19 protein-coding genes are annotated in these 22,160 nt (G+C 65.7%); 7 read left to right on the top strand and 12 right to left on the bottom strand.

What is annotated here, in order from left to right; translation table 11 throughout:
* Positions 1–14: 14 nt before the first annotated feature.
* Positions 15–1,877 carry an MFS transporter gene (locus LQ564_RS22045; RefSeq protein ID WP_231060264.1) on the bottom strand — a complete coding sequence of 621 codons (1,863 nt, stop codon included), beginning with the start codon at positions 1,875–1,877 and terminating at the stop codon, positions 15–17.
* Between the two features lie 401 nt (positions 1,878–2,278).
* Here LQ564_RS22045 and LQ564_RS22040 point away from each other — a divergent pair, with 401 nt between their 5' ends.
* Positions 2,279–3,484 carry a sterol desaturase family protein gene (locus LQ564_RS22040; protein ID WP_231060263.1) on the top strand — a complete coding sequence of 402 codons (1,206 nt, stop codon included), beginning with the start codon at positions 2,279–2,281 and terminating at the stop codon, positions 3,482–3,484.
* Between the two features lie 175 nt (positions 3,485–3,659).
* Here LQ564_RS22040 and LQ564_RS22035 read toward each other — a convergent pair whose 3' ends face one another.
* Complete coding sequence (locus LQ564_RS22035) at positions 3,660–4,988, bottom strand: VWA domain-containing protein (protein WP_231060262.1); 1,329 nt, start codon at positions 4,986–4,988, stop codon at positions 3,660–3,662.
* A gap of 283 nt (positions 4,989–5,271) precedes the next feature.
* On the opposite strand from LQ564_RS22035, the gene LQ564_RS22030 reads away from it, so the two are divergent.
* The 3 genes from LQ564_RS22030 to LQ564_RS22020 all read left to right on the top strand — a co-directional run bounded on the left by LQ564_RS22030 (position 5,272) and on the right by LQ564_RS22020 (position 9,268).
* On the top strand, positions 5,272–6,207 hold the full coding sequence (locus LQ564_RS22030) for a hypothetical protein (protein WP_231060261.1): 936 nt from the start codon (positions 5,272–5,274) through the stop codon (positions 6,205–6,207).
* Positions 6,208–6,310: 103 nt separating this feature from the next.
* Positions 6,311–7,888, top strand: a complete 1,578-nt coding sequence (locus LQ564_RS22025) for a carboxylesterase/lipase family protein (protein WP_231060260.1) — start codon at positions 6,311–6,313, stop codon at positions 7,886–7,888.
* Between the two features lie 45 nt (positions 7,889–7,933).
* A complete protein-coding gene (locus LQ564_RS22020; RefSeq protein WP_231060259.1) occupies positions 7,934–9,268 on the top strand; it encodes a pectate lyase family protein in 1,335 nt (444 codons plus the stop codon).
* A gap of 16 nt (positions 9,269–9,284) precedes the next feature.
* Here the strand turns inward: LQ564_RS22020 and LQ564_RS22015 are convergent, their stop codons facing one another.
* On the bottom strand, positions 9,285–10,151 hold the full coding sequence (locus LQ564_RS22015; protein ID WP_231060258.1) for an ADP-polyphosphate phosphotransferase: 867 nt from the start codon (positions 10,149–10,151) through the stop codon (positions 9,285–9,287).
* A 202-nt stretch (positions 10,152–10,353) separates the two neighbouring features.
* On the opposite strand from LQ564_RS22015, the gene LQ564_RS22010 reads away from it, so the two are divergent.
* The gene (locus LQ564_RS22010) at positions 10,354–11,781 is read left to right on the top strand and encodes an MFS transporter (protein WP_231060257.1); all 1,428 of its coding nucleotides are present in this window, start codon (positions 10,354–10,356) and stop codon (positions 11,779–11,781) included.
* A 52-nt stretch (positions 11,782–11,833) separates the two neighbouring features.
* Here LQ564_RS22010 and LQ564_RS22005 read toward each other — a convergent pair whose 3' ends face one another.
* The 3 genes from LQ564_RS22005 to guaB all read right to left on the bottom strand — a co-directional run bounded on the left by LQ564_RS22005 (position 11,834) and on the right by guaB (position 15,725).
* A complete protein-coding gene (locus LQ564_RS22005; protein WP_231060256.1) occupies positions 11,834–12,331 on the bottom strand; it encodes a hypothetical protein in 498 nt (165 codons plus the stop codon).
* A gap of 246 nt (positions 12,332–12,577) precedes the next feature.
* Positions 12,578–14,188: a glutamine-hydrolyzing GMP synthase gene (guaA, locus tag LQ564_RS22000; RefSeq protein WP_231060255.1), complete on the bottom strand. Its 1,611-nt coding sequence runs from the start codon at positions 14,186–14,188 to the stop codon at positions 12,578–12,580.
* Positions 14,189–14,264: 76 nt separating this feature from the next.
* A complete protein-coding gene (gene guaB, locus LQ564_RS21995; RefSeq protein ID WP_231060254.1) occupies positions 14,265–15,725 on the bottom strand; it encodes an IMP dehydrogenase in 1,461 nt (486 codons plus the stop codon).
* Between the two features lie 148 nt (positions 15,726–15,873).
* On the opposite strand from guaB, the gene LQ564_RS21990 reads away from it, so the two are divergent.
* On the top strand, positions 15,874–16,368 hold the full coding sequence (locus LQ564_RS21990) for a DUF4124 domain-containing protein (protein ID WP_231060253.1): 495 nt from the start codon (positions 15,874–15,876) through the stop codon (positions 16,366–16,368).
* A gap of 12 nt (positions 16,369–16,380) precedes the next feature.
* Here LQ564_RS21990 and LQ564_RS21985 read toward each other — a convergent pair whose 3' ends face one another.
* From LQ564_RS21985 to LQ564_RS21975, 3 genes are all read right to left on the bottom strand, one after another.
* Entirely contained in the window at positions 16,381–17,502 is a 1,122-nt protein-coding gene (locus tag LQ564_RS21985; protein ID WP_231060252.1) for a GGDEF domain-containing protein, read from the bottom strand.
* A gap of 247 nt (positions 17,503–17,749) precedes the next feature.
* A complete protein-coding gene (locus LQ564_RS21980; RefSeq protein WP_231060251.1) occupies positions 17,750–18,055 on the bottom strand; it encodes an RnfH family protein in 306 nt (101 codons plus the stop codon).
* Entirely contained in the window at positions 18,048–18,479 is a 432-nt protein-coding gene (locus LQ564_RS21975) for a type II toxin-antitoxin system RatA family toxin (protein WP_231060250.1), read from the bottom strand. Before LQ564_RS21975 ends, LQ564_RS21980 begins: the two co-directional genes overlap by 8 nt.
* Before the next feature lie 118 nt (positions 18,480–18,597).
* Here LQ564_RS21975 and smpB point away from each other — a divergent pair, with 118 nt between their 5' ends.
* Positions 18,598–19,047 (top strand): SsrA-binding protein SmpB, encoded by a 450-nt coding sequence (gene smpB, locus LQ564_RS21970; RefSeq protein WP_231060249.1) that lies wholly within the window; start codon positions 18,598–18,600, stop codon positions 19,045–19,047.
* On the opposite strand, the gene LQ564_RS21965 is transcribed toward smpB, so the two are convergent.
* The 3 genes from LQ564_RS21965 to LQ564_RS21955 are packed head-to-tail and all read right to left on the bottom strand — an operon-like array spanning position 19,044 to position 21,929.
* The gene (locus tag LQ564_RS21965; RefSeq protein WP_231060248.1) at positions 19,044–19,658 is read right to left on the bottom strand and encodes an ABC transporter ATP-binding protein; all 615 of its coding nucleotides are present in this window, start codon (positions 19,656–19,658) and stop codon (positions 19,044–19,046) included. The genes smpB and LQ564_RS21965 overlap by 4 nt on opposite strands.
* A gap of 15 nt (positions 19,659–19,673) precedes the next feature.
* Entirely contained in the window at positions 19,674–20,735 is a 1,062-nt protein-coding gene (locus LQ564_RS21960) for a hypothetical protein (protein WP_231060247.1), read from the bottom strand.
* Between the two features lie 12 nt (positions 20,736–20,747).
* The gene (locus LQ564_RS21955; RefSeq protein WP_231060246.1) at positions 20,748–21,929 is read right to left on the bottom strand and encodes a multidrug effflux MFS transporter; all 1,182 of its coding nucleotides are present in this window, start codon (positions 21,927–21,929) and stop codon (positions 20,748–20,750) included.
* Between the last annotated feature and the right edge of the window lie 231 nt (positions 21,930–22,160).

Here is a 22,160-nt window from a genome sequence, read left to right as displayed (position 1 = left end):
TCTCGTCTCCATTTTCACTTCGCCCCGCCCAGCTGCGCAAACAGCCGCTCGATCTCTTCCAGCGACTTGCCCCGGGTCTCGGGCAGGAAGAAGGCGGCCGTGATGAAATACACCGCGGTGCAGGCGGCCCAGAACAGGAACATCATGTGGAAGCCGTAGTTGCCCACGATCGGCAGGAAGGCGCCGGCGATCAGGGTGCCGGTGCCCTGGTTGATGAGCAGGGCCACGCCCATGCCCACCGAACGGATCCGGGTCGGCATCAGTTCCGACAGCGCCAGCCAGACGCACACGCCGGGGCCGATCGAGAAGGCGGCGATGAAGCCGGCGATGCACAGCGCGGCCAGCAGGCCGCTGTCCTTGTCCGGGATCGGGCCGACACTGGCGCGCACGATCTCGAGCGGCGCGCCGTTCGCATCGGCCGGCTTGATGTCGATCTGCTGCGACTGGCGCACCCGGCGCGCCGCCTCCAGCACGGCGCGCTGCTCCGGCGCCAGGCCCGCGATCATCTGCTGCGCAGCCTCCGTGGCGCCAGGCCGGGCCAGCAGCGCGCGCTGTTCCTCGGGCAGCGTGCGCACCAGCGCGGCTTCGCGCGCCAGCACCGCCTGCGCGTCAGGCGTCGGCGTGTAGGCTTCGGCGACCTGCTGCTTGTCGCCGTACTGGTACAGGATGGTGAGCTGCACCGGCCCGCCGGCGCCCTGCACGAAGCGCGCGGCAGGCAGGTCCAGCGCCAGCGCGTTGCCGCTGGCCAGGGCCGCGACTTCGGCGCGCACGTCGGCACGCTGCGATTCGAAGCGGTGGAACAGCAGCGCCAGCAGGCAGAGCGAGACCATGATGCCGGCGGTGCCGATCTTCAGCAGGAACACCCTGCCCTTGCGCTCGACCAGCATGATGGCGAACACCGTCATCACCATGTTCAGGATCTTGATCGCGGTGCCATAGCTCGACGCGTTCACCGGGTCGAGCCCGGCGTGCTGCAGGATGGTCGACATGAACTGCAGGATCGAATTGATGCCGGTGGCCTGGTTGCAGCCCAGGATCACGCAGGCCAGCACGAAGGGCACCACGTAGCGGCGCTCGGTCAGCATCTCGGCCAGCGCGGCGCCGCGGCCCAGTTTCGGGCGCGCCTGTTCCGCGGCGAGGGCGGCGCCGATCTCGGCGACTTCGGCCTCGCACTGCGCCGCCGGACGCAAACGCGCCAGCACCGCCGCGGCCTGCTGCGGGCGGCCGCGCAGCATCAGCCAGCGCGGCGACTCGCTGACGAACAGGCAGCCGATCAGGAACAGGCTGCCGGGAACCAGCACCGCCAGGAACATGCTGCGCCAGGCGTGGTCGGCGGCTGCCGCCACCGCCGCGCTATCGCTGCCGGCGGCCTGGATCGCCAGTTCGGCATTGCCCAGATAATGGCTGCCGATGAAGGCGGCCAGCACAATGCCGGCGTTGAGCGCGAACTGGAACAGGGCCAGCCCGCGTCCGCGCCGGTCGGCCGGCAGGCACTCGGCCAGGTAGAGCGGCACCACCACCGCGATCACCCCGCCGCTCAGGCCCTGCAGCAGGCGGCCCAGCAGCAACGGCACGAAGGATTGCGACAGGTAGATCAGGGCGACGCTGCCGACGAACAGCAGCGCGCTGACCACCATCATCGGCCGCCGTCCGAGCCAGTCGGCCAGCATCCCGGCCACCACCGAGCCCAGGATCGAGCCGGCCATCACGGCGGCCACGACCAGCGACAGCTGGCCCTCGGTGAGGCTGGTGGCGCGGTGCAGGTAGGGCAAGGCGGGGTCGATGATGCCGATGTCGATGCCGTAGAGAAGTCCGCCCAGGCCGCAGATGGCGGTCAGGAACAGCAGGTGCAGGCGTTGCTGGTTGTTGGTCGACATGGAGGGCTCGCTCAGGATATTGCCACGTATCATAATCGCAATACCTGGCGGCTGAGCGGCTTCCTGCTTTGGATTCCTCCAATTTCGTGCGCCACGCGCAAACGGCTTACTTAACGAGCATGCTTATTGTGGAACGGCATTGCTGCCATCTTCCCCTTTCCTTGGTTGCTTTGATAATTCAGTGTTGTCGTTTCCGTAGTCATAGTCGTTCAAGAAGAAAGTTTGTGTCTTTTCATACGTTGGTTAGTTACCTTTTTAAACGTAAGCAGCATGGATTAGCTGCCGAAAATCCCTTAGGCTTACCGTGAATCAGCTTGGACCAGTGGAATATCCAACGCGCATAGGTATTTCCAAGGAACTGTTATAGCCTTGCCGGGATCGCATTTACTCCGCCTACACCCATGTCAAATTTCCTCCCTGACCCATCGCAGGGTCCTTCCAATACCCCCGCCACCCTGCTGCCCAGCGTCGGCGAGATCGTCGACGACGCTACCGACCTGCTGCGTGCCGATGGCGAACTCAAGCCGGGCCAAGGTACGATCACGACGGCCATTGCCCTGAGTCTCGGGGTTATGAGTTTCCTGGGCGTGCTGGCCTTCCTGTTCCCTCAGTACCTGACCACACCGGAACTGCGCAAGGCCTACAACGTCGACTGGTGCCGCGCGCTGCTCTTCTCCGGGCTGCTGGTATCCGGCACGCTCTCGCTCTTCAATATCGTGTTCAACCGGCGCCGCACGGTGAACATCGTCGCCTTCGCCTTCGTGCTGGTGACGATCCTGTTGGGCGGCTCGACCGTTCCCGTGGGCGATTTCCCGGATCACACGCCGTATCTCGGCATGGATTGGCTGGTGCTCGACCTGCTCGGCTCGACGACCGTCTTCGTCATCCTCGAAAAGATGTTCCCGCTGTACAAGAACCAGCCGATTTTCCGCAAGGAGTGGCAGACCGACCTGATTCACTTCGGCGTCAACCACCTGCTGGTCGGCCTGATGCTGCTGATCGTGAACTTCGTCATCCACCGGGCCCAGGTGATCGTGGTCGGGGAGGAAGGCGTCCAGCAATTCATCAGTACGATCCCCTTCCTGCCGCAGCTGCTGCTGTGCCTGCTGGTGGCCGACCTGGCCGAGTATGCGGTGCACCGGGCCTATCACGAGGTGCCCTGGCTGTGGCGCATCCATTCCGTGCACCACAGCGTGGAGACGCTGGACTGGCTGGCCGGCTCGCGCCTGCACATGGCCGAGATCCTGGTGACCCGCATCGCCGTGCTCACGCCGCTGTTCCTGCTCGGTTTCGACAAGAGCGTGGTCGACATGTATATCGTGATCGTCGGATTCCAGGCCGTGTTCAACCATGCGAACGTGCACCTGCCATGGGGACCGCTGAAATACCTGATCGTGACGCCGGACTTCCACCACTGGCACCACAGCAGCGAAAAGGTCGCCATCGACAAGAACTACGCGGCGCACTTTTCCTTCATCGACTACGTCTTCGGCACGGCGGTGAAGACGGATCGCCAGTTCCCGGAGAAATATGGTGTGGTGGGCAGCAGGATTCCGGGCGGGTATCTGCAGCAGCAGGCCTACCCGTTCAAGAAGTCGCAAGGTTAGGAGCGGCTGCGCCAGGAACCGACCCACGTTGCTGGCGCAGCCCTGCCTGGCCGGACTCGCGCAGCATGTTCCGAAGTCCGTAGCCTGCCCGCTCGCAGGTAGGGGCCAGGTCACGGTTGGTTAGTTACGTTTTATGGTGACGATGATGCGGCGTCGCTCACCGCATCCTGCAGGCCTAGCGTATCAGCCCATGCTCGCGCGCCTGCCTGACCCAGCCCGGATATTCCGTCATCAACAGGTCGTACAGCGCCGCATCGCTGTGCTCGTCGGGACTCGCCACCGAGAAGAAGTCGGCATTGTCGATCAGGCGTCCGCTCAGGTCGTCGAGCTTTTCCAGGAAGGGGAAATCGGAATCGGCGAAATCGAGCAGGCGCTTGGACTTCGACTTCTTCCCCTTGCCGATGCCCATGAATTGCCAGAAAATCGGTTCCCGGCTCGACCAGCGCAGCTGCTTTTCGGTCATCGGCTGGTCGGAAGTCGTGCCGTCGGTGACGAACATGACGTAGACCGGCAGCTGCGCGGCGTGCGCCGTCTTGCGTTCGCTGCCGCCGGCATCGGGGAAGTAGTAGCGGCGCACGGCGGCCATGGCGGCGCCGTAGCGGGTGTCGCCTTCGAGCGGATGCTTGTCGATCGCCCTTTCGATGTAGCCGGTCCAGTTGGACAATCCCATCGGCTCGGGCTGGTGCACGTTGCGGCCGAACAGGAAGACGTCGACGTCGCCATCGTCGTCGAAGCGGCAGCCGAGCGCGAGGATACGTTCGGCGAAACGCTGCACCAGTCCCTTGCGATACAGGGCGCTCATCGAGCCCGAGATGTCGAGCACCAGGCAGACCCGGGCGCGATGCGCCTCCAGGCCGACCTTGGCCAGCGACACTCCCGCCGATTTCACCAGGCTGACGAGTTGCGGCGCCTTGGCCTCGACCCTCTTTTCCAGGCTGATGCTGGGCGCGGCGGGCGCAGGCGGCGGCGGCTGCGACGCGGCGTCCTGCGCGACGTCGGCGCCGAAATGCCGCACCAGCGCTGACAGTCCGCCGTTGAAGCCCTGCCCGACCGCCATGAAGCGCCAGCCGCCATCGCGGCGATAGAACTCGCCGAGCATGACCGCCTGCTCCTGCGCGAAGTCCTGGCCGGTGAATGCGAACCGCGCCGATAAACCATCCTCACCATTCAGGCCCAGACTACCGTGCGCCAGCTGCGCCATCACACCGCCGCCGTCGATGCTGGCGGTGACGACGACCCGCTCCACCGTTGCGGGCAAGGCGGAGAGGCGCAAGCGGAAACCGTCGACCGCATTTCCCTGGCGTGTCACGGTAACGCCCCCGCACGGCGTCGCGGGCTGGTTGAAGAAGGTCATGTAGCGATCGTCGACCAGCTTGCCGGCGGCATCGATGCCGAAGCAGGCGACATCCAGCGCCAGTCCCTGCGCCGCCAGCCTGACCTGCAGCTCGCTGCTCCATGCTTCCTGGGCCAGGGGCAGCCGGGCGCCTTTCGAAAGTTCCTGCATCTGTCGTTTCTCCTGTCCGTCTGATGATGTGTGCCCTGGCCTTGCATGCGGAGCACCGCGGTTTGCCGCGCTCGTGCATGCGCACCGTCCAGCTTTACCTGCCGATGATAACCGGACAGTTCGACAAAGGCTGCATCCAGAGGGGAAAGCAAGCATATGCCACGCCGGACTCCTCCAAAGGAAGGGGTTACAGGAAACAAGCACACTCAGCGCGCGAGTCTTGCAATATAGTCAAGGCTCATCCTGTTTTCCACCGCAGCGGACGGAAGCCCCCGAGGTGAATGTGAACGGTTTCGACAAGATTGCGCCGTACCTCAGCGACCCGCTGGTGCTGTCCGGGTTCGCGATCTTCCTGTTTTTCTCTTTTTGTCGCGCCCTGCTCAAACGGGGGATCATCCCCCAGCTGACGCGCACCCATGGGTATAACGTCGTCAAGGCAATTCTGCTGTATGGCTTCCTGATAGGGCTCGCCGTCCTGCTTCTCGGCTTCGCGCTCAAGTACCGGGAACTCTCGCACGCGGAACAGTCGAAGGCCGTGTCGATGCTGCGGAGCGAATACCGGGTGAACCGCCAGGTCTTGTCCGACCTGACGAGGAATCTCGAAAGCATGATCAATGCCTTCGATGGTGTCGCCAGATCGCTGCGTACGCAGAAGATTCCCGTACTTGCGACGCTCTTCCCGGAGGCGAATCTCAGGAAAGACCTGGACCAGCCACCGCCACGGCTGCTCGCGATCGCGGCCATTCAGGAGATCGCGGCGCACAGGCTGCATCAGGACCAACTTGAACTCGACAAAGCCAACCGGGCTGGAAAAGCGATCGTCGGAACCATTGATCGCACCAGAGTGACGATATCCTCCTTGGCGGACGCCGACCATCGGCGTTATGTGTTCCGCGACGAAGTATATCGATCCCAGCTCCCGATCCTGCGGCGGGTGGATCTGGTCGATCTCACGACGATCGAGCAGGACTATGCAGAATTGACGCGCATTCGAAACAGCTATGATGCCGTCGTACGCCACCTGCTCGAATACTTCTCGGTTGTCGAGCGGATGTTCGCACCTGACGACATCGAAGTCGACGAGGCGTCGCTGACCAGGATACTAACGGCAGAACGCATGGCAATCAGCACCTTGATGACGTTCACTCCGGACCTCGTGGATTCCGCGAAGCGTGTCGAAGCGAGTGGCGCCCGGCTTGGCGCCACGGACCAACGCTGAGCACTCGGGAGCATCGTTCCATCGACATGCAACGGGCTGCGTCCTGCGATGGCGGCGAGTGGGCTACCATACGGAAATCCTGCCCAATATCGTCACGCCCTCCATGACCGAACCGCGACGCCGCACCTTCCTCCAGCAATCCATCTTCCTCGCTTCCACCCTGCTGGGCGCCGGCGCCCACGCCGCGCAAGGCGAGTCGCCGCTGGCGACGACCCGGCACGGACGGATCCGCGGCTACCGCGACAACGGCATCAACGTGTTCAAGGGTGTGCGCTACGGCGCCTCTACCTGCGTGCGGCGTTTCATGGCGCCGCTGCCGCCGCAAGCCTGGGACGGCGTCGTGGACGCGCTGGGATACGGCCCGTCCTGCCCGCAGATCAGCCGCGAGGACGCGGTCAGTGAAGACTGCCTGTTCCTGAACGTCTGGTCCCCTGCCCTGCGCGACCGCGGCAAGCGCCCGGTCATGGTCTACATTCACGGCGGCGCCTACAACAACGGCTCCGGCTCGAGCCCGCTGTACGACGGCGTGCGCCTGTGCCGCCGCGGCGACGTCGTCGTGGTGACGGTGAACCATCGCCTCAACGCCTTCGGCTACCTGTACCTGGCGCGCTTCGGCGACGGCATGTTCGCCGATTCCGGCAACGCCGGCCAGCTCGACCTGATCCTGGCGCTGCGCTGGGTGCGCGACAACATCGCGGAATTCGGCGGCGACCCAGGCAACGTGACCGTGTTCGGCCAGTCCGGCGGCGGCGCCAAGATCGCGACCCTGATGGCGATGCCGGCGGCCGCCGGCCTGTTTCATCGCGCCGCCACCATGAGCGGCCAGCAGGTCACGGCCAGCGGACCGCTGAACGCCACCCTGCGCGCCCAGGCCCTGCTCGACGCGCTGAAGCTGCCGGCCGCCAGGGCCGGCGAGATCCGGTCCCTCCCTTTCCAGAGGATCGTCGAAGTACTCGGCACGCGCGACCCGGTGCTGCCCTTCGGCGGCGTCTCGTTCGCGCCGGTGCTCGACGAGCGCAACCTGCCGCGCCATCCCTTCTATCCGGACGCCCCGGGCCAGTCGGCCGGCATCCCCATGATGATCGGGAATACGCACGACGAGACGCGCGCCTTCCTGGGCGGCGATCCGGCCAATTTCGCCCTCACCTGGGAGCAGCTGCCCGCCAGGCTGGCGCCCAATATGCGCGTCGATGTCCAGCCCGAGGCGGTGATCGCGGCGTATCGCAAGCTGTATCCGGCGCTGTCGCCGAGCGACCTGTTCTTCAAGATCACGACCGCGTCACGCTCGTGGCGCGGCGCGATCATCGAAGCCGAGGAGCGCGCGCGCAGCGGCAGCCCGGCCTTCGTCTACCAGCTGGACTGGGCGACGCCGAAAGACGGCGGCAGGTTCGGCGCGCCGCATGCGTCCGATATCCAGCTGGTGTTCGACAACATCGCCAAGCCCGGCGCCACCGCCATCGGGCCGCAGGCGCAGGCCATGGCCGACATGATGAGCGATGCCTTCATCGCCTTCGCCAGGACCGGCGTGCCGTCAGCCAGCGCGCTGCCGCGCTGGGAACCCTACGACCTGGCGCGCCGCCAGACCATGGTCTTCGACGTCCCGCCGCGCATGGAGGACGACCCGCGCGGCGCCGAGCGGCGGCTGTTCGCCAAGGTGCCCTACGTCCAGCCGGGAACCTAGGCTGTGCCATCATTTTTGCATTACAAGACAAGACGGGAGACGAGGATGCGGGGTTCGACGCCGGGCTGGATGCGGGTGGCTGTGCTGACGATGCTGTGCTGGAGCGCGGGCGCCCTCGCCGCCGACGCGCCGGCCGGCATGTCCGGGATGTCGCGCGGCGGCATCGATGTCAGGGGCTGGGCCGACACGCGCGGCGGCGCGGGCGGCAGGATCGTGCGGGTGACCAACCTGAACGCGTCCGGCGCAGGTTCGTTCGCGGAAGCGGTCGCTGCAAGCGGCCCGCGCATCGTGGTGTTCGAGGTCGGCGGCGTGATCGACCTGCAGGGCGCCAGCATCCGCATCCGGGAGCCCTACCTCACGATCGCGGGACAGACCGCGCCCGGTCCCGGCATCACCTTCATCCGCGGCGAATTCTCGGTCGCCACCCACGACGTAATCGTGCAGCATATCGCGGTGCGGCCGGGCGAGGCCGGACGCGCGAAGAAGAGCGGCTGGGAAGCCGACGGCCTGTCCACCAGCGCGGCGGACAACGTCATCATCGACCATTGCAGCTTCAGCTGGGCCACCGACGAAAACCTGTCCGCCTCCGGCCCGCGCTTCAAGGGCGCGAACCCCGAGGAATGGCGCCAGGGGACCTCGCGCCGCGTCACCTTCAGCCACAACATCGTGGCCGAAGGACTGCGCGACTCGACCCACAAGAAGGGCGAGCATTCGAAGGGCACGCTGGTGCACGACAATGCCAGCCAGGTGCTCATCTACGGCAACCTGTACAACGCCAACCACGAACGCAATCCCCTGATCAAGGGCGGCGCGAAGGTAGCGGTGGTGAACAACCTGGTGCACGACTTCGGCGCCAGGGCGATGCACTACAACCTGATCGCGCACGAGTGGGGCGATCATGCGCCGCAGGTCGGCGTCGTGACGCTGGTCGGGAACGTGGTGCGCGGCGGTGACGATTCGCGGCCGGGCGTGCCGCTGTTCAGCCTGGGCGGCGCCGGCGACGTCAGCCTCTACCTGCGCGACAACCTGGCGCTCGATGCGAACGGCAAGCCGATGCCGCAGACCGGCAGCTATACGGCGTCCGGGGCGCGCATCCTCGAGGCCGGGGAGCCCTACCTTCCGCCCGGCCTCCAGGCCCTGCCGGCGGCGCGGCTGGAAAACGCGATGTACGCGAGCGCCGGCATGCGGCCGTGGGCGCGCGACCCGGTCGACTTCAAGATCATTTCCGACGTCGCCGAAGGACGCGGCCACATCGTCGATTCGGAAGCGCAATCGAGCGGCTATCCGGCCTACGCCCCGGCACGGCGCCCGTTCGACCCGGCCGAGTGGAACCTGGCCGACATGTCGCCCCGCGCCGGATGGGAAGCCCTGTTCCGCTGACCAGCCCGCGCCCGGGCTAGCCGAGCAGGCGTTCGCGGATCGCCTGCAGCTCCTTGCGCCGTTCGGGGCTCGCCAGGGGGTAGGCGAGATCGAGTTCCTGCAGTGACTCGAGCAGGATCCGCGACACGATCAGCCGCGCATTCTTCTTGTCGTCGGCCGGCACCACGTACCAGGGCGCGGCGCGCGTGCTGGTGCTGCCGATGCACTCCTCGTAGGCCTGCCGGTAGTCGTCCCAGAATGCGCGTTCCCGCAGGTCGGCCAGGTCGAATTTCCAGTTCTTCTCCGGATCCTCGATCCGGCGAAGCAGGCGCTTCTTCTGCTCTTCCGGCGAGATGTGGAGGAAGAACTTGATGATCCGGGTGCCATTCGCGACCAGGTGCCGCTCCAGGTTGCGGATCGAGCGGAAGCGTTCGCGCCAGATCGTCTTGTCGGGAGCGGCGCACGGCAAACCCTCGGCGCGCAGGATCTCCGGATGCACGCGCGCGATCAGCACCTCTTCGTAGTAGGAGCGGTTGAAGATGCCGATGTGGCCGCGCGCGGGAAGGTGTAGATTGCTGCGCCAGAGGAAATCGTGCTCGAGTTCCGCGGGCGACGGGTGCTTGAAGCTGTGGACCTGGCAGCCTTGCGGGTTCACGCCCGACATCACGTGCTTGATGGCGCCATCCTTGCCCGCCGCGTCCATCGCCTGGAAGATCAGCAGGATCGCGTGGCTGTTCGATGCGAACAGCATTTCCTGCTGCGCGCTCAGGCGGGCGACGCGTTTTTCGAGGATGGCGCGGTAGTGCTTCTTCGACCGGTACACCCGATCCACCTCGGTGGGCATGGCGCGCAGGTCCGGTTTGCGTCCCTCGGGCACGCGGAAATGCCTTGCATCGAGCTTCATTCCATCCCTCGTCGTGGCTGGCGGGCCGGCTTCGATAGCAAGCCCATGTTCATAGGCATTATCGCGGCTCCGGCAGCAGGCGGTCGCACGGCTAGTCCGCCGTGGATCTGAACGACGGATGTGTGCGCATGCGAACAGACGCCCGCACAGCGGTTCAGCAAGATGCCGGCATGCTGCCATCGAATCCCCCAGAGACCCGCGCGTGAGCACCCTACCCAGTGACTGCGACCGCGCGCTTGCCGCCGGCCCCGCGCCGGCCCAGGCCGAGGCGCCGGCTCATCCGACCCTGGTGCTGTGCACCTCGATCCTGGCAAGCAGCCTGGCGTTCATCGACGGTTCGGTGGTCAACGTCGGCCTGTCGGCGATCGGACAGGACCTGGCGGGCCGGGGCGCCGACCTGTCCTGGGTGATCAACGGCTACCTGCTTCCGCTCAGTTCACTGCTGTTGCTGGGCGGTGCGCTGGGCGACCACTACGGGCGCAAGCGCATGCTCCTGGCCGGCATCGCCGTGTTCGCGCTGGCCGCGCTGCTGTGCGCGTGGGCGCCACAACTATCGCTGCTGGTCGCCGGGAGGGTGCTGCAAGGCATGGGCGCCGCGCTGGTGCTGCCGAACAGCCTGGCCATCCTCAGCGCCACCTTCGAAGGCAAAAAGCGTGGCCGGGCCGTCGGCATCTGGGCCGCAGCCGGCGCCGCGGCCGGGGCCATCGGACCCTTGCTGGGCGGCTGGCTGATCGATGCCGTGGGCTGGCGCGCGATCTTCACCATCAATCTGCCGATCGCAGCGCTGGCCATGTTCATGGCATGGCGCTTCGTGACGCTGAAGAAGGGAAGCAAGCCGACTCCGCTCGATCCACTCGGCGCCGTGCTCGCCAGCCTGGGGCTTGCCTGCCTGACCTGGGGCCTGGCCGAGGCATCGGCCGAAAAACAGCTGACCACGTGGGCGGGAATCGCGCTGGCGGCCGGCGTCGCGATCCTGGCCGCCTTCCTGTGGATCGAGCGGCGCGCCGGCGAGCGCGCCATGCTGCCCATGAAGCTGTTCGCCGCGAGCGGGTTTTCCGGGCTAAACCTGATGACTTTCCTGCTGTACGGCGCGCTCGGCGCCCTGATGCTGCTGGTGCCCTTCGTGCTGATCCAGGCGCTGGACTACTCGGCCAAGGAGGCCGGAGCGGCGCTGCTGCCCTTCCCGATCGTGCTTGCATTTGCATCGCCACTCATGGGCCGCGTGGCCGCCAGCCACGGCTCGCGCCTGCCGCTCTCCATCGGTTCGCTGATCGTGGCTGGCGGCTTCCTGCTGGCGCTGCGCATCGGGACTGGCAGCTATATGACGACGGTGCTGCCGGCGATGCTGACGATCGCGCTCGGCATGGCTTGCGTGGCCGCGCCGTTGACCACGGCGGTGCTGTCGTCGGTCGACGAGCGCCATACCGGGATCGCTTCCGGTTTCAACAGCGCGGTTGCACGTGGGGGCGGCTTGATTGCGACGGCCTTGCTGGGCGTGGTGCTCACTGCGCAGGGGCGCGCTTTGCTGGGGCCGTTCCATGCGGCGCTGGTGGTGTGTGCTGCGAGTGCCGCTGCTGCGGCGGTCTGCGCCTTCGTCTGGGTGCGTACCAGTAATATGCCTGCGAAATAGATGGTATGCGTTCGTTTCTCCTGGAGGACGGATCCATGCATCGAGCCTCCCACTAGGCGGCGTCACCGAATTCCTGCTTCGCAGCCAGCACGCGCCCGAGCGCCGTCTCGGGGTCGAGTCCCGCCATCATCTGGTTGATGATCTCTTGCTTGTCCTCCGCGGTGAGCTTCTCGCAGGCTGCCCGGTGCGAACAGAAATAGGCATACCACGCCACGTCCGCGGGCCGCTCCTTGCGCGGCTTGAAACGGGGCGGGACCTTGGCGCGCATTGCTTCCAGGTACGTCGCCAGCTGCGCATCGGTTACCGACCAGTCGACATCGGCGACGGCGCGCCTGTCGGCTTCCCAGTCGCCCTGGTAACCCGACGCCGGCCGCATGGTTTCCCTGCTCACCGCCAGGCATGCCAGATTGGGATAGCCGTGCATGGCGCAAAAGCTTTCCACGAACTGGAGCTTGGGACCGATGCCTATCGGTACTGCACGTCCAAGCACGTCGTCCTTTGGATGCAGGGAACGCGCCAGCGTGAGCAGATCGACATAGGTAATGGTCATGCCAGGCAGTGAGGTCGCCTGACGCGTTAAAGCCTCGACCAGGCGTGCGCCTGTATCGATATCGTTAAAAGTGAATTGGACCATGACGGTACACAGCGAGTGATGAGTGTTGAAGGCAAAGCGCGTGCCTGAACGGATTGGCGATTGTGATCGAGCTTCGATGAAAAAAAGCCATTGACCACTCAAGAGGAAGAGTCAATGGCTTACCTGATTTCTATTTCGAATCAGCGAGCTATCTTATTGCGCTTATTCCCACTCGATCGTCGCTGGCGGCTTACCCGAAATGTCATACACCACCCGGTTCAGACCGCGGACTTCGTTAATGATGCGATTGGACACCTTGCCCAGCAGCGAATGCGGCAAATGCGCCCACTGCGCCGTCATGAAGTCCAGCGTCTGCACCGCGCGCAGCGCAACCACGTATTCATAGGTACGGCCATCGCCCATCACCCCCACCGACTTCACCGGCAGGAACACGGCAAACGCCTGGCTGGTCGCCTCATACCAGTTCACCGGCGCCTTGCCCGGATCGATCCCGGCAACGGCCGGCAAGTCGAACGGCGTATTACGCAGCTCTTCGATGAAGATCGCATCCGCTTCGCGCAGCAGATCCGCATACTCCTTCTTCACCTCACCCAGGATACGCACGCCCAGCCCCGGACCCGGGAACGGATGACGATACACCATGTCATGCGGCAGGCCGAGCGCGACGCCCAGCTTGCGCACCTCATCCTTGAACAGCTCGCGCAGCGGCTCCAGCAGCTTGAGGTTCAGTGTCTCCGGCAGCCCGCCCACATTGTGGTGGCTCTTGATCGTCTGCCCCTTCTTGCCCTTGCCGGCCGACTCGATCACGTCCGGATAAATGGTGCCCTGCGCCAGCCACTTCGCATTGGTCAGCTTGCCCGCCTCGACCTGGAACACCTCGACAAACTCGCGGCCAATGATCTTGCGCTTCTGCTCCGGATCGGTCACGCCGGCAAGATGCCCCATGAACTGGGCTTCGGCGTCGATGCGCAGCACCTTCACGCCGAGGTTTTTCGAGAACATGTCCATCACCATCTTGCCCTCGTCCTTGCGCAGCAGGCCATGGTCGACGAACACGCAGGTCAGCTGGTCGCCGATGGCGCGGTGGATCAAGGCCGCGGCCACGCTCGAATCGACGCCGCCCGACAGGCCGAGGATGACTTCATCGGTGCCCACCTGTTCGCGGATCTTCTGCACCGCTTCGCCGATATAGTCCGGCATGTTCCAGTCCGACTTGCAGCCGCAGATCTCGTGCACGAAGCGGCCGATGATGGCTTCGCCCTGGGTCGTGTGGGTCACTTCCGGGTGGAACTGCAGCGCGTAGAAGCGGCGCTCTTCGTCGGCCATGGCGGCGATCGGGCAGCTGTCGGTCGAGCCCATCAGCTTGAAGCCCGGCGGCATGTCCAGCACCTTGTCGCCGTGGCTCATCCAGACGCGCAGCATGCCGTGGCCTTCGTCGGTCACGAAGTCGTTGATGCCGTTGAACAGCGCCGTATGGCCGCGCGCGCGCACCTCGGCGTAGCCGAACTCGCGCACCTTGCCGTTCTCGACCTTGCCGCCGAGCTGGGCGGCCATGGTCTGCATGCCGTAGCAGATGCCCAGCACCGGCACGCCGGCTTCGAATGCGGCTTGCGGGGCGCGCGGCGAGTCGCCTTCGAGGGTCGAGTTGTGGCTGCCCGAGAGGATGATGCCGGAGGCGCCGTAGTTGCGGACGAATTCGTCGCTGACGTCGTAGGGGTAGACCTCGGAGAACACGCCGGCGTCGCGCACGCGGCGGGCGATCAGCTGGGTAACCTGGGAACCGAAGTCGAGAATGAGGATTTTGGAATGCATGTGGAGGGCAACGATAGGAAATGAATCGGGGTCATGCAAAAACGCGGCCACTGCCGGCCGCGTTTCGTGGACTGTCTTACTCGGAGCGGTAGTTCGGCGCTTCCTTGGTGATCTGCACGTCGTGCACGTGGGATTCGCGCATGCCGGCCGAGGTGATCTCGACGAATTCCGCCTTCTCGCGCAATTCCTCGATGGTGGCGCAGCCGCAGTAACCCATCGACTGGCGCACGCCGCCGACCAGCTGGAAGATGATCGCCAGCACGCTGCCCTTGTAGGCGACGCGGCCTTCGATGCCTTCCGGGACAAACTTGTCGGCCTTGGCGGATGCTTCCTGGAAGTAGCGGTCGGCCGAGCCTTCGGCCATCGCGCCCAGGCTGCCCATGCCGCGGTAGGATTTATAGCTGCGGCCCTGGTACAGGATGGTCTCGCCCGGCGCCTCGTCGGTGCCGGCGAACATGCTGCCCATCATGACGGTGTGGGCGCCGGCAGCGAGGGCCTTCGAGATGTCGCCCGAGAAGCGGATGCCGCCGTCGGCGATGCAGGGCACGCCGGTGCCTTCCAGCGCCTTGGCCACATTCGAGATCGCGGTGATCTGCGGCACGCCGACGCCGGCGACGATGCGGGTGGTGCAGATCGAACCCGGGCCGATGCCGACTTTCACCGCATCCGCGCCGCTCTCGACCAGCGCCTTCGCGGCCGCCGCGGTGGCGATGTTGCCTCCGATGACGTCGACGTGCGGGTAACGGTCCTTGATCCATTTCACGCGGTCCAGGATGCCCTGCGAGTGGCCGTGGGCGGTGTCGACCACCAGCACGTCCACGCCCGCCGCGACCAGCAGCTCGATGCGCTCTTCGTCACGGGCGCCGACGCCGACGGCGGCGCCGACCAGCAGCTTGCCCTGCGAATCCTTGGAGGCCAGCGGGTGCTCGTGCGACTTCTGGATGTCCTTGACGGTGATCAGGCCGCGCAATTCGAATTCGTCGTTGACGACCAGCACGCGCTCGAGGCGGTGCTTGTTCATCAGGCGCTTGGCTTCGGACAGGTCGGCGTCTTCCTTGACGGTCACCAGGTCCGCGCGCGGGGTCATCTTGGCGCGCGCCTCGGCGTCCAGGTCTTCCTCGAAACGCAGGTCGCGGTTGGTGATGATGCCGACCACCTGCTTGCCCTCGACCACCGGGAAGCCGCTGATGCCGTGCTGTTGCGACAGCGCCAGCACTTCGCGGATCTTCATGGTCGGAGGAATGGTGATCGGGTCGCGCAGCACGCCCGATTCGTAGCGCTTGACGCGCGCCACTTCGCGCGCCTGGTCGGCCGGGCGAAGGTTCTTGTGGATGATGCCGATGCCCCCCTCCTGCGCCATCGCGATCGCGAGGCGTGCTTCGGTCACGGTATCCATCGCAGCCGACAGCAGCGGGATATTCAGCGTGATATTCCGGGTCAGTTTGGTGCGAAGGGAAGTTTCGGCCGGAAGAACATTGGAGTAGGCCGGGACGAGCAGCACGTCATCGAACGTGAGTGCTTTTTGGAGGAGACGCATAGTACTTTCCTATAGGCGCAAAAGTGAATTATACAGAAAGTACAAAAAACTGTCGCAGCCATGCCTAAAAATGGCCTGGGGAGCTCATCCACAATTGACAGCGCAACGCTGCCGTGGCGAAATCCGTTCGTTACCTGAGGAAAACTTTATGCCGCATCCGACCGCCCTGCTCCGCCTCTTTGCCGCCTCTGCCCTGCTCCTGGGCAGCAGCCTGGCCCAGGCCCAATATTCCTGGATTGGCGAGAACGGCGTGCGCCAGTTCTCCGACCGCCCGCCGCCGCCATCGACTCCGCCGAGCAAGATCCTGAAAGCGCCAGGCCGCGCCTACGCCGCTCCCGCCGCGGAACCTCCCGCCGCTGCGCCCGCTGAAACCAAGCCAGCGCCGGGCTGGGCGGCGCGCGAAGCCGACTACCGCAAGCGGATGAAGGAACGCGAGGAACAGGACAAGAAGAATGCACAACAGGCGGATCGCCAGCGCGACGTCGAACAGCGCTGCGAATGGGCCCGCACCGCCCGCGCCCAGGTCGAGTCCGGCATCCGCATCGGCAATGTCGACCCGCAGGGCGAGCGCCGCTTCGCCAGCGACGAGGAACGCGCCGCGCAACTGGCGCGCGCCAACAAGATCCTGTCCGAATGCCGCTGACGGCGTTGCCGCTCAGCCCTTGTCGCCACCGGCCAGCCCGACTGCGCTGACCACCCGGTTGCGCCCGCCCGCCTTGGCCGCATACAAGGCCTTGTCGGCGCGCTGCATCAGGCTCGCGAAACTCTCGTCAGGCTCCAGCATGGCCAGGCCGATGCTCACGGTGTAGGCCGGCCCGCCGGACGGATTCGTGGCGGGCGCCGACCGGTCGAGCGCCCTGCGCAGGCGTTCGGCCACCATGCTTGCCGTCTCGGGGCTGGCATCGGGCAGCAGCACCGCGAACTCTTCCCCGCCGAGCCTGGCGCAATAGTCGATCTTGCGGATCACCTCCTGCGTGCGCCGCACCAGGTCGCGCAGCACCTGGTCGCCGACGCCATGTCCGAAGGTATCGTTGATGCGCTTGAAATGGTCGGCGTCGACCAGCAGCAAGCCGAGGCCGCTTCCCTTGCGTTGGGCCCGCGCCAGCTCGCGCTCGGCGACGTCGAAGAAAGCGCGTCGCGAGGGCGCGCCGGTCAGGTGGTCGTGGTCGGCCGCATAGGCGGCGTCCGACAGCGCGCGGCCGTTCGCCATCATCACCGCGCCCAGCGTCAGCGCCGGCATCGCCAGCGTGCCGAGGGCGACGAAGACCAGGTTGATGGTGTCGGGCGCCACCAGCAGCACCGGCTCCCAGGCGTCCAGCGCATAAAAGGCGCCGCGGAAGGCATGGCCGCAAGCAAGCACCAGCGCGGTGATCCGGGTGAACGCGAAGGGATAGCGCAGGCGCCGGTCGCGCGCGACGGGAACGCTGCGGTAGATGGCGAAGCACACGGACGCATGGTAGACCGAGACCGAGGTGATGCGCAGCGAGAGGGACTCGTGCACGTGATGAAAATACACCAGTCCGCAAAAGGCGGCGACGGCGCCGGCGACCAGCCTGCGCAGCGGCACGGGCCGGCCCAGGTGATGGCAGAAACCCGCATGCATCAGGGCGATCGTCGCCAGCAGCAGCGCATTGGCGAGCTCCAGGCTCAGAACATCGGGAAAGATGCCGCGCGAGGCGAACAGCAACAGGGAAATGACAGCCAGGCCGTTGGCCTGCCCCCATGCGCGGATGCCGGCCACCTTGGTGCCGGCCAGGGACGACAGCACGAGCAACATGACCACCGACAAGGCGGTGGTGACCAAAAACAGACTTACGGTACTCAGCATGCGGGAAGGGAAAGGCGGACGGCAGGATGGCTCCGGCGCAGTCCGCATCCGGCCGGGCCGGTTGCTGCGCGCTAGCGAGCCGCGGCGCCGGGCCGTCCGTTGCGGTTCGCGAGCTCAGCCGTATGATACCGCGAAAATGCCGCTTTATTTTCCCGAGTCGCAATTTCTCTGGATTCTGGGAAATCCAGTCATGCGATCACGCCGCGGGCGCCGCCCCGCCTTCGCGTTTTGCCGCGCGCTTGCGCCGCGAATCCTTCGGATCGGCCACCAGCGGACGGTAGATTTCAATGCGGTCGCGTGCGCGCAGCACTGTGTCCAGGGTCTTCTTCCTTGCGTAAATACCAACCGGCTGGGTGCTGAGGTTGATTTCCGGATGCGCCTGCAGCACGCCGCTCATCTCGATGGCCTCGCCGATGGTCGTGCCCTCGCGCACCTGCATCGGGTGCAGGTATTCGAACTTGTCGCTCGCATAGCAGACCGTGACCGCCAGCATCTCAGCCATAGACGGCCTCGGCGCGCTTGCAGAAGGAATCGACCATGCTGTTGGCGATCATGCCGAACACCGGGCCGATGATCTGTTCCAGGATGATGCTCGAGAATTCATACTGCAAATCGAAATCGATCTTGCAGGCGTCTTCGCGCAGGGCCTTGAAGCTCCAGGTCCCTTCCATCATCTTGAAGGGACCGTCGACCAGGTGCATCTTCATCTGGGTCGGACGCTGGTTGTGGTTGGAGGTGGTGAAGCTTTGTTTTACGCCGTGGAAATTGATTTGCAGGCAGGCGACCAGCTTGTCCTGGCTGCGTTCCAGGACTTTCACGCCGCCGCACCAGGGGAGGAATTTCGGATAATCTTCGACCTTGGCGACGAGGTCGAACATCTGCTCCGTGCTATAGCCGAGAAAAACTGATTTGTGCACTACTGCCATTGGTCAACCGTTTGTTATGATGTTGGACGAGTTGTATTTTGCGCCATGCACTGACGGTGTCATGTTTGCATCGGCGCCACTGCATTAGTTTAACCGAGACGCGGATTTTCGCTATTTCATGAGTATCGCTGACAATAAAAAAGCATTTTTCGACTACTTCATCGAGGACCGGTACGAGGCCGGCATCGTGCTGGAGGGGTGGGAAGTCAAGGCCATCCGCGAAGGCAAGGTCCAGATCAAGGAAGCCTACGTCGTCGTGCGCAACAACGAACTGTTCCTGTTCGGCGCCCACGTCAGCGCCCTGACCACCGCCTCCGCCTTCAGCCATCCGGAAGCGCTGCGCACCCGCAAGCTGCTCCTGCACCGCGCCGAGCTGGACAAGCTGGTCGGCAAGGTCGAGCGTGCCGGCTATACCCTGGTTCCCCTCAACCTGCACTTCAAGGGCGGTCGCGTGAAATGCGAGATCGGCCTGGCCAAGGGCAAGAAGCAGCACGACAAGCGCGCCACCGAGAAGGACCGCGACGCCAAGCGCGAAGTCGCCTCGGCGATGAAGCAGCACCGCCGCTAATCCGCCAGGCGCAGCACCGTGGCGCCGCAGCGCGCGACGGTGTCCTCGTCATGCGTGGAAAACAGGAACAGCCGGGTGGCGCTGCCGTGCCGGATCGTTTCCACCAGATGCGCCTTTGCTTCGGCGTCGATGCCGTTGGTCGGCTCGTCCATCAACACCACCGGCGCGCTGCTTGCCAGGCCGCTGACGAGCATGAACTTCTTGCGGGTCCCGAGCGACATCTGGCCGAAGCGCTTGCCGCGGTGCGGCGCGATCCCGAAGCCCTCGATCAGCGCCGCCAGCGCCGGCGCCTCGCTCTTGCCGCGCAGCGCGAACACCATGCGCAGGAACTCGTCGCCTGTCATGAATTCGTAGGCCACCGATTCGTCCGGGACCCAGGCCAGTGCCCGCCGCGCGGCCACCGGCGCCGCCGCCAGGTCGTGCCCGCCCACCGCTACTCTTCCCTCCTGCAGCGGCTGCACGCCCGCGAGCAGGGTCAAGAGGGTCGACTTCCCCGCGCCGTTCTCGCCCATCAGGGCGATCGCGCCGGGCCCGAAGGAAAACGACAGGCCGCGAAACAGCGCCAGTCCGGAAAACGTCACGCCGAGCTTGTCGGCTTCGAGCAGTTTCATGGTCGACTCATCGTTTCATAGCAGAAGGAAGCTCGCGACCAGGATCGCGACCTTGACCAGCATGCCATCCTGGTGGCGCTGGATGAGGGGAAGGCCGAGCACGGGCAGCACGGCCAGGCCGGCCGCGCCATGCCGCAGCAGCTGCGCGGCCACCGGGCTGCCCACCGCGCCCTGCAGCAGGCAGGCGGCCCAGGCGCCGGCGAACAGCAGGCCGGTTGCGCCCAGCACCAGCAGTTGCTCGCTCAGCGCCATGCGCAGCGTCCCGCGCGGCAGGCTGGCGAGAAACGGCGCGAGCGGCTGGCGCGTGCTCCAGAACAGGTAATGAAAGCCCGACATCACGGCGACCGCGAGCCAGCAGCCGACCTTCACGAAGCTGGAGGATTCGGCCAGCTTGCCGGCGCCGAACACCAGCCACAGGGTGGTGGCCATGATGGCGCCGGCTAGCGCCAGGCGCGGCAAGGCCGCATGCGGATGGCGGCGCGCCAGCACGATGCACTGCAGCTTCACAAGGCAGAAGAAGCCCGCGCCGCCCGGACCGGCGGCAGCCGCCGGCGTCCACGCCCGCCGCCCTGCCCCACGCAGCGCCAGGCGCGCCACCACGAGCGTCAGCACGGCCAGCGCCGCCGCGTACGCGGCAAAGGCAGCGCCGGCGCCGCCGCCGCCGCCGCGCGCGATCGTCCATGCGGCCAGCCCGATCGGCACCAGGAAAATCTGCAGGCTGACCAGCAGCATCGCCCCATCCAACAGCGGCGCGGCGCGGACGGTCTCCGGCAATGAGCGGACATAGGTGGCCAGCGCGCCACCCGCGATGAAGGGCCGGTGCACGCGCACCCACGCGAACACGCAGCCGAGCCAGGCGCAGGCCCAGGCCGCATTGCCCAGCAAGTCGCCCGGATGGCGCCACGCATGCAGGATCGGCTCGGCCAGCACCTCGGGCCGCTCGATCAGCGCGGGGGCGGTCAAAGCCAGCAGTACCGCGAGCACGTGGCCATAGCGCAGGTAGAGCGCGAACGACTGCCGGCGGTACCAGGCGCGCCGGCTGCGCAGCAGCAGGAAGAACGGGGACTCAGGCGCCAAGCGCGCCTCCACTCAGGCGCCTGGTGCGGCGAAGCGCCGGCTCAGGCGCCACATCATGAAGCTGAGCAGCACGCCGATCGCCGCGCCGCAGGCCAATTTGAAGGCGCTGCCGAACAGCAGCGGCGCCACCAGGCCCGAGACCAGCGCGAACGACATCATCTGGATGAAGCCGACCATCGAGGCGGCGAGACCCCGGTTGTGCGGGAACAGGCCCATGGCGGCGAGCTGGATGCCCGGCATCGCGACCGCGAGACCGAAAGTGAACACGCCCAGCGGCAGCACCGCCCACGGCACGCTGGCCGCGAACAGTGCGTTGTAGCCGACGTTGATGACCGAGCCCACCGCCATCACGCCGTAGCCGATCCACAGCAGGCGTCCCGGCGGCGCCTTGGCCGCGCGCTTGCCGCCCCAGCCGGAACCGATCACCATGCCGCCGATCAGCGGGATGAACATCCAGGCGAAGGCGGTCTCCGGCAGGCCAAGGATCTCCATCACGAAGTTGGCGGCCGAGCCGATGTAGAGCGACAGGCCGCCGAACACCAGGCCGAGCGCCAGCGCCAGCATCACGAACTGCGGATCCCTCAATACCATCGCGTAGTTGCGCGCGATCGTCACCGGGTGGAACACCTGGCGCTTCTCGCGCGGCAGGCTTTCCGGCAGCAGGCGCGTCACCAGGATGATCATCGCGACGCCGAACAGCGCCAGGAACAGGAAGGTCGAGCGCCAGCCGAAGGTCACGTGCAGCCAGCCGCCCAGCACCGGGGCGATGGCGGGCGCCAGGCCGAACACCATGATGATGTGCGACATGATCTTCTGCGCTTCCGCGCCGTTGAAGCGGTCCTGCACGATGGCCTGGCCGATCACCGAGCCGGCGCCCGCCGACAGGCCCTGGATGGCGCGGAACACCAGCAGCCAGCCCAGGGTCGGCGCCCAGGCCGCGCCCAGCGAAGACAAGGTGTACAGCGCCAGCGCGCCCAGGATCACCGGACGGCGGCCGAAGGAATCGGACAGCGTCCCGTAGAACAGCATCATCAGGGCGAAGGTGAACAGGAAGATGCTGAGGGTCTGCTGCACCGCCACCGGGCCCACCCCGAATTCCCCGCCGATGGCCGGCATGGAGGGCAGATAGGCGTCGATGGCGAGGGCCCCGGTCATGCCGAGGCAAGCCAGGATGGTGGTAAGAAGTCGTTGCATGACAGTGCCTTGAGAGGTAGACCGGCACTGCAAGACGCAAGCATCCGGGGGACGGGATTGTACTGGATTTCATGACACTCTCGCCGAGCCCCCTCCAAACGGCGGGGTTTTAACAGTTAGTTTGGAACTTATTCATTTTTGAGTAGTCATACTCATATGAACAAGTTTTTGTCCATCACCGCTGCCGCGCAAGCGCTTGGCGTTTCGGCCAGCACGCTGAGACGCTGGGAG

Origin of the sequence: Massilia phyllostachyos, assembly GCF_021044825.1 — a bacterium.
GTDB lineage: Bacteria > Pseudomonadota > Gammaproteobacteria > Burkholderiales > Burkholderiaceae_D > Telluria > Telluria phyllostachyos.
This window is presented reverse-complemented; position numbering and strand designations above follow the sequence as displayed.

Bases quoted from the DNA above. Each gene is read 5' to 3' on its own strand.
- LQ564_RS21985 (WP_231060252.1), bottom strand. From the start codon at position 17,502: ATGTTGCTCGTGCTGTCGTCCCTGGCCGGCACCAAGGTGGCCGGCATC.
- smpB (WP_231060249.1), top strand. From the start codon at position 18,598: ATGAGTATCGCTGACAATAAAAAAGCATTTTTCGACTACTTCATCGAG.
- LQ564_RS22040 (WP_231060263.1), top strand. From the start codon at position 2,279: ATGTCAAATTTCCTCCCTGACCCATCGCAGGGTCCTTCCAATACCCCC.
- LQ564_RS22025 (WP_231060260.1), top strand. From the start codon at position 6,311: ATGACCGAACCGCGACGCCGCACCTTCCTCCAGCAATCCATCTTCCTC.
- LQ564_RS22020 (WP_231060259.1), top strand. From the start codon at position 7,934: ATGCGGGGTTCGACGCCGGGCTGGATGCGGGTGGCTGTGCTGACGATG.
- LQ564_RS22015 (WP_231060258.1), bottom strand. From the start codon at position 10,151: ATGAAGCTCGATGCAAGGCATTTCCGCGTGCCCGAGGGACGCAAACCG.
- LQ564_RS22005 (WP_231060256.1), bottom strand. From the start codon at position 12,331: ATGACCATTACCTATGTCGATCTGCTCACGCTGGCGCGTTCCCTGCAT.
- LQ564_RS21990 (WP_231060253.1), top strand. From the start codon at position 15,874: ATGCCGCATCCGACCGCCCTGCTCCGCCTCTTTGCCGCCTCTGCCCTG.
- LQ564_RS21980 (WP_231060251.1), bottom strand. From the start codon at position 18,055: ATGGCTGAGATGCTGGCGGTCACGGTCTGCTATGCGAGCGACAAGTTC.
- LQ564_RS22035 (WP_231060262.1), bottom strand. From the start codon at position 4,988: ATGCAGGAACTTTCGAAAGGCGCCCGGCTGCCCCTGGCCCAGGAAGCA.
- guaA (WP_231060255.1), bottom strand. From the start codon at position 14,188: ATGCATTCCAAAATCCTCATTCTCGACTTCGGTTCCCAGGTTACCCAG.
- LQ564_RS21965 (WP_231060248.1), bottom strand. From the start codon at position 19,658: ATGAAACTGCTCGAAGCCGACAAGCTCGGCGTGACGTTTTCCGGACTG.
- LQ564_RS22045 (WP_231060264.1), bottom strand. From the start codon at position 1,877: ATGTCGACCAACAACCAGCAACGCCTGCACCTGCTGTTCCTGACCGCC.
- guaB (WP_231060254.1), bottom strand. From the start codon at position 15,725: ATGCGTCTCCTCCAAAAAGCACTCACGTTCGATGACGTGCTGCTCGTC.
- LQ564_RS21955 (WP_231060246.1), bottom strand. From the start codon at position 21,929: ATGCAACGACTTCTTACCACCATCCTGGCTTGCCTCGGCATGACCGGG.
- LQ564_RS21975 (WP_231060250.1), bottom strand. From the start codon at position 18,479: ATGGCAGTAGTGCACAAATCAGTTTTTCTCGGCTATAGCACGGAGCAG.